We start from the raw sequence: 5,464 nt of genomic DNA on the forward strand, positions 1-5,464 counted from the left end.
TAGGTCTTGCCGGTGCCGGCCGGGCCGATGCCGAACACCACCGTGTGGGCGTCGATGGCGTCCACGTAGCGCTTCTGGTTCAGCGTCTTGGGCCGGATAGTTCGGCCTCGGGTGGACAGGATGTTCTGGGTCAGCACCTCGGCCGGGCGGAGCGTCTCCGCTTGCTGGGCGGTCATTCCGACCACCCGCTCGACGGCGTCCGCGGTGAGCCCCTGGCCGGTGCGGACGATGGTGACCAGTTCGCTGAGCACCTCGGAAGCCACGATGACGTCGCCCGGGTCACCGGTGAAGGTGACCTCGTTGCCGCGCACATGGACGTCCGCCGAAAGCTCGCGCTCGAGGATGTCCAGGAACTCGTCGCGCGGGCCCAGCACGTTCACCATGTCGACCGACGGCGGAACGGTGATCCGGCGCACCCCGGTGGGCTCGGACGGTTCACTGTCGGCGTTTCGCATCTTCCTCCTCGAATCGGACGGAAGAATCCTAGCCCGCCGCTGCGACACGCCTCGACGGGCTGATCGAGCTCGTCCGCGGCCCTCATTGAACGAGCTTGTCCATAGTCGGCAGGGGTCTCGACAAGCTCGACCCGCGGGAGCGGAACCTCGCTGTGTGGGCCATGCTTGTCCCCATGCCGAGCGCCCCGCCGTCCCTGACCCTCGCCGAAGCCGTCGACCGGGCGTCCGCGCTCGCCGCGTCGGGCGAGCGGCGACTGTTGGGGCTGGTCGGACCGCCCGGCGCGGGCAAGTCCACCCTGTCGGCGGTACTGGCCGAGCGTGTCGGCGACCGGATGGTCGTCGCAGGGATGGACGGCTTCCACCTGGCGAACGCCGAGCTGATCCGGCTCGGACGCCGTGACCGCAAGGGCGCCCCGGACACCTTCGACGTGGACGGCTACGTCACCCTGCTGCGCCGGCTGCGGGAACAGCAGCACCCGCTGTACGCGCCGCGGTTCGACCGTGACCTGGAGGAGTCGATCGGCAGCGCCGTCCTGATCGAGCCCCACATCCCGCTGGTGGTGACTGAGGGCAACTATCTGCTGTTCGACGAGCACGGCTGGGACGCCGTCCGGCCCGAACTCGACGAGGTCTGGTACCTGCAGGTGGACGACGTCGAGCGGCGCCGCCGCCTGGTGCACCGCCGGCTCGGTCACGGCGACACTCCCGAGCACGCCGAGCAGTGGGTGCACACCGTGGACGAGGCGAACGCCCTGCGGGTGGCAGCCGCCCGCGCGCGGGCGGACCGCATCGTCGAGATGCCCTGAAGAACCGTCCCCGCTGCGTGCGGATTTCGAACGAAGAAGAACCGTCCCCGTTCATCGCTGGTTGAGCTTGTCGAAACCCCTTGTCGGCACCATCAGAATCTCGACGCCCTCGACCGGCGGCCAGCTTCCGGGTGACGGATCAGCCGGCGACGGCGACCGTCCGCTCCCGGACGAAGCTGGCCAGGACGATGATCGCCGCGGCGCTCAGCACAACCACCGCCAGCGCCGCGCGGAGCCCGAACAACTCGGCCAGTCCGCCGATGATCGGCGGGCCGAGCAGGAACGCCGGCCATTGGCCGATGCTGATCAACGCCACCGCGGTGGCCGAGGGCACCCCGGGTTGGTTGCCGGCCAGCGTCATTGCGGTGGGCACGATGCAGCCGCTCCCGACGCCGAGGCAGGCGAAGCCGATCAGCGCACCGGCGACCGTGCCGGTGAGCAGGCCGATGCCCAGTCCGAGCACCGAGATCGCGGCGGACAGCTGCAGGAAGCGGCGGCGTCCGATCGATTCCACCACCCGGTCGCCGACCAGCCGGGCCGCCGCGATCGCCAGCGAGTAGCAGACCAGGGTCAGCGACCCGAGCGCGACGCCGCCGCCGAGCTCCACGCTGTACAACGCGCTCCACTGCACGGCACCGCCCTCGTTGACGGACGTCAGCAGTGCGATCCCGGCGAGCAGCAGCAACTGCGGCGTCCACGTCCGCAGGCCGGATCGCGGTGGGGCGGCCTCCGGTGAATCGGGCAGCACCGAAGCGTCGGAGCCGGCCCGCTGGGTGTCTGGAAGGAATCGCAGCGTGACCAGGAACAGCGCCGCGAGCAGCAGGCTGGACGCCGCCAACTGCAGCGCCGCGGAGAACTGCAGCATTCCGGCCGCGACGCCGAGCAGGCCGCCGAGGAACTGGCCGCCGCTGTACCAGAAGTGGAACGAGGAAATGATGCTGCGGCGGTAACCCCGCTCCACCTCGACCGCGAGCGCGTTCATCGGGCCGAACAGCAGTCCCTGCGCCAGGCCGAGCGCCAATAGGCAGACGATCAGCAGCCAGGGCTCGGTGGCCAGTGCCCCGATCGGCACCAGCACCAGCATGCCGACCGCGCCTGACACGGACGGCGTCCGCGCCCCCGTCCAGTCGATCACGCGGGACAGCACGAGCAGCGACGCCAAAACGCCGATCGGCGCGGCCAGAACGATCAGACCCCATTCGCCGTTCGAGACACCCAACTGGTCACGAACCGACGGGATGCGTCCGGCCCAGCCGCCCATCACCGCGCCGGCCAGCACGAACAGCACCGACACCGCTGACCGCGCACGACGCAATTCGGGTGCGGGCGTCCGGATCTCGGTATCGGCGCTGCGGGTCACCGAGGAAGGCTATCGAGGTTGTCGGCGACCAGGAGAACCGTCCCCGGTGACTGAAAGAACCGTCCCCGGTGACCGTGGGGACGGTTCTCACGGTCACCCCAGCTGCGGGCTACTCGCTGGGAGACGAGTCCTGCTCGGTGTCGGGCGAGTCGTTGGGCGAGTCCTTCGCGGCCTCGCGCTGCTTCATCTGCTCGGCCTTCTCATCGGAGACCGGGCCGGTCACCGTTGAGTCGCCGAAGCCGGACGAGATATCGCCGCCGTTGTGGGGATCGTTGGTCATCGGAATCTCCTTCGATCGGGTGCTGTCGAGGCTAGTCAGCGCCACGAAGGTCACTACACCCCCAGGGAGGATTCGGGGCGAAAGGTGGCCTGCTCAGCTCCGTCGGGCGAAAGTATCGGTCGCGGCGACCAGCTCCGCGGCGATGGCCGGCTCGGTGGCGGCGTGACCGGCCTGGACGAGCCGGAAATCGGCCTCCGGCCAGGCGCGATGCAGCTCCCAGGCGGTCACCGCCGGGCAGGGCAGGTCGTAGCGGCCCTGCACGATCACTGCCGGAATCGACCGGATGGCGTCCACGCCGGCGATCAGCTGGCCCTCGTCGAGCCAGCCGGCGTTGACGAAGTAGTGGTTCTCGATGCGGGCGAAGGCGAGCGCGAAATCCGGGTCGGAGAAGTCGTCGACCAGCGCCTGGGAGAACTCCAGGGTGGACGTCGCCGCCTCCCACGTCGTCCACGCCACCCCGGCCGGACGATGCACCGCCGGGTCGGCGTCGAACAGCAGCTCGTGGTAGCCGGCGATCCGGTCGAAGCCGGCCGGCAACTCACCGAAGGCCCTGATCAGCGGCGCCTCGAACCGTTCCCACCACTGCGGCGCCAGGTTCGCGGCACCGCCGTTGTAGTACCAGTCCAACTCGCTGCGGCGCAGCGTGAAGATGCCGCGCAGCACCAGCTCGGTGACGACACCCGGGTGAGCCTGGGCGTAGGCGAGCGCCAGCGCGCTGCCCCACGATCCGCCGAACACCTGCCAGCGCTCGATCCCACGATCCAGCCGCAGCCGCTCCAGATCGTCCACCAGATGCCAGGTGGTGTTGCTGGACAGGTCGGCGTCCGGCGCGCTGGCGTGCGGGGCGCTGCGGCCACAACCGCGCTGGTCGTAGAGCACGATCCGGTAGCGGGCCGGGTCGAAGAACCGGCGATGCAGCGGCGAACTTCCACCACCGGGGCCGCCGTGCACGAACACCACCGGCTTGCCGTCCGGGTTGCCGGACTCCTCCCAGTAGAGGCTGTGTCCGTCACCGACCTCGAGGCGTCCGGTTCGAAAGGGCTCGACTTCCGGATACAGCTCAGCCGGATACACCTCAGTCGTCGTCATCGTCCTCGTAGTCGTCGATGATGTGCATCGCGGCCTCCTCGGCACTGGCCGCGCCGCCCGCGAAACCCACGTCATGCCCGATGCTCTCCGGCTCCTCGTCGGTCTCCCCCTCGCCGCCGTCGGCATCGACCAAGCGTCCAGCACGTCGCTTGCCGACCTCGCGCCGCTCGTCCGGGTCGTCCTTCCAGGTACTGTCCTGCGGTGCGAAGTCGGGCTCTTCCTGGGTGATCCGCTGGTCGAGTGTTTCGCCATGCCGCATCTCGGCCCGGGTATTGCCGTAACCCTGCGCCGGGGACCACTTCTCGGGCGCGACATAGCCCTCGTCGAGCACGTCCGCGACGCCGCGGTCGATCAGCGAATCATCGGCCTGCAACTGGTCGAGCTGCTCGGACTCGTCGGGCATCGTCGGGTCGAAGTCGGTCATGGGACTAGCCTGCCACCTCTGCTCACGCCGGGCGAGGACGACGGGCAACCCGTGCGGATTCGTGTCAGTCGCCCGCTGTAGGCTTCCTGCCCGTGACCGCGCCGCACCCGACTCCGCGCCCGACCTATGACCTGGTCCTGGCCGCGTTCTGCGCACTGCTGCTGATCTCGAACGTGTCTGCCACCAAGCTGATCGAGTTCGGCCCGTCGGTCGAGGTCGGCGGCTTCCCGGTGCTGCCGATCATCACCGACGGCGGGGCCTTCCTGTTCCCGCTCACCTACGTGCTGGGTGACGTGCTCGCCGAGGTGTACGGGCTGGCCAAGGCGCGCCGGGCGATCTGGACGGGGTTCGTGATGGCCGCGTTGATGTCGCTGACGTTCGCGGTGGTCGCCGCCGCACCGCCCGCCTCGGACTGGCCCAACAACGACGCCTGGAACGCGGTGCTCGGCTTCGTGCCCCGGATCGTGCTGGCCAGCCTGGCCGGCTATCTGGCCGGACAGTTCCTGAACGCCGTGGTGCTGGTGAAGATCCGGGAATGGTTCGGGCCCGGACGCCTATGGGTGCGGCTGGTCGGCTCGACGGTGGTCGGTGAGTTCGCCGACACCCTGGTCTTCTGCCTGATCGCATTCGGTCCGCTCGGCGCGTTCCTCGGCGGCGGCAGCCTGGACTGGCCGACCCTGGCCAACTACACCTTGGTCGGCTTCGTCTACAAGGTGCTCGTCGAGGTGATCTTCCTGCCCGTCACCTACCGGGTGATCGCCTGGATCCGTAAGCGCGAGGGCCTTTCGTCGCCCACACGCGTCGAAGCACCGGTTGCTGGTTGAGCCTTCGCTGATCGAACCTTCTCTTCCCACCGCTGATCGAGCTTGTCGAGATCCCTCCCGACCGGTGATCGAGCTTGTCGAGATCCTTCTGAGGGGTCTCGACAAGCTCGACCGACGGTCCGTCGTCCGGGCGCAACCGCCGAGATCCCGGGACCTCTACTTCCGCTTGAACCGGTGCCAGAAGCCGCGGTGCTGGCCCTGTTCGGCGGCTGTCCCCGGGCCCCAG

7 protein-coding genes are annotated in these 5,464 nt (G+C 69.2%); 2 read left to right on the plus strand and 5 right to left on the minus strand.

Annotated elements, in window-relative coordinates:
• Window positions 1-455, minus strand: a 455-nt coding sequence (locus Q0066_RS15465) for a PhoH family protein (protein WP_298134593.1), incomplete at its 3' end; no start/stop codon positions are given.
• Window positions 456-628: 173 nt separating this feature from the next.
• Between Q0066_RS15465 and Q0066_RS15470 the strand changes: the two genes are divergently transcribed.
• A complete protein-coding gene (locus Q0066_RS15470) occupies window positions 629-1,261 on the plus strand; it encodes a nucleoside/nucleotide kinase family protein (protein ID WP_298134597.1) in 633 nt (210 codons plus the stop codon).
• Window positions 1,262-1,400: 139 nt separating this feature from the next.
• Here Q0066_RS15470 and Q0066_RS15475 read toward each other — a convergent pair whose 3' ends face one another.
• The 4 genes from Q0066_RS15475 to Q0066_RS15490 all read right to left on the minus strand — a co-directional run bounded on the left by Q0066_RS15475 (window position 1,401) and on the right by Q0066_RS15490 (window position 4,414).
• Window positions 1,401-2,621 (minus strand): MFS transporter, encoded by a 1,221-nt coding sequence (locus tag Q0066_RS15475; RefSeq protein WP_298134599.1) that lies wholly within the window; start codon window positions 2,619-2,621, stop codon window positions 1,401-1,403.
• Between the two features lie 109 nt (window positions 2,622-2,730).
• Complete coding sequence (locus Q0066_RS15480; RefSeq protein ID WP_298134600.1) at window positions 2,731-2,901, minus strand: hypothetical protein; 171 nt, start codon at window positions 2,899-2,901, stop codon at window positions 2,731-2,733.
• A gap of 93 nt (window positions 2,902-2,994) precedes the next feature.
• Window positions 2,995-3,990, minus strand: coding sequence for a prolyl aminopeptidase (gene pip / locus Q0066_RS15485; RefSeq protein ID WP_298134603.1), 996 nt, complete (start codon window positions 3,988-3,990; stop codon window positions 2,995-2,997).
• Window positions 3,977-4,414 (minus strand): DUF5709 domain-containing protein, encoded by a 438-nt coding sequence (locus tag Q0066_RS15490; RefSeq protein ID WP_298134606.1) that lies wholly within the window; start codon window positions 4,412-4,414, stop codon window positions 3,977-3,979. Before Q0066_RS15490 ends, pip begins: the two co-directional genes overlap by 14 nt.
• A 92-nt stretch (window positions 4,415-4,506) precedes the next feature.
• On the opposite strand from Q0066_RS15490, the gene Q0066_RS15495 reads away from it, so the two are divergent.
• Window positions 4,507-5,238, plus strand: coding sequence for a queuosine precursor transporter (locus tag Q0066_RS15495; RefSeq protein WP_298134608.1), 732 nt, complete (start codon window positions 4,507-4,509; stop codon window positions 5,236-5,238).
• Window positions 5,239-5,464 lie beyond the last annotated feature (226 nt).

This window comes from Micropruina sp. (genome assembly GCF_027492755.1).
Taxonomy (GTDB): Bacteria; Actinomycetota; Actinomycetes; order Propionibacteriales; family Propionibacteriaceae; genus Micropruina.